This window comes from Shewanella sp. MF05956 (assembly GCF_059758055.1).
In genome coordinates this window covers 1-631 of the sequence record NZ_JCAYNV010000053.1, presented here as the reverse complement: position 1 = coordinate 631, position 631 = coordinate 1, and the positions used below count along the sequence as shown (strand labels likewise).

Genomic DNA, 631 nt, shown 5'->3' with positions numbered 1-631 from the left:
CGTTAGCTCAAATGCTTATTACTAGCTCGCCAACGCTTTTCGCAAGTTATTACGTCCTTCATCGCCTCTGACTGCCAAGGCATCCACCGTATACGCTTGGTCACTTAACCATACAACCCAAATGAGTTTCACACTCTTGAATTAACAAGAGAAGAGCTCTGGGTCATATCATGACCAGCTGGTTTTTACTTGTCTCACTCCCGACCAGGAAGTGTGACTCGCCTTAGTTTTTAGAATATTCAAGACACTTAAACAGTGTATTGAGAACTCAAGTGTTAATACTTTCGTATTAACGTTTTTCGCACTAACGTAATCACACAAACGACAACGAATCATCATCTATGCGCCTTTAGTTAGTACTATCAGCTTTCCAAATTGTTAAAGAGCGGGCTTAAAAAAGCCAAAGATAAAATTTCGTTTATCTTTGGCATCTCTTACCAATGCATGTTTTTGTGGCTAAATATGAGTGTGAACAATTCGCGTTAATAGCGTATTGACCAAACCAATTTAACCAACAAGTAAATGGTGGAGCTATGCGGGATCGAACCGCAGACCTCCTGCGTGCAAGGCAGGCGCTCTCCCAGCTGAGCTATAGCCCCATTTACATGCAGTTGAGATTAATATCAAGTAA

At 41.4% G+C, this 631-nt stretch carries 1 tRNA gene and 1 rRNA gene; both read right to left on the bottom strand.

Features of this window, described 5'->3' with window-relative positions:
- Positions 1-110, bottom strand: a 23S ribosomal RNA gene (locus tag AC19MX_RS21120); the annotation flags it as partial.
- Between the two features lie 413 nt (positions 111-523).
- Positions 524-599: transfer RNA gene (locus tag AC19MX_RS21115), tRNA-Ala, on the bottom strand.
- Positions 600-631 lie beyond the last annotated feature (32 nt).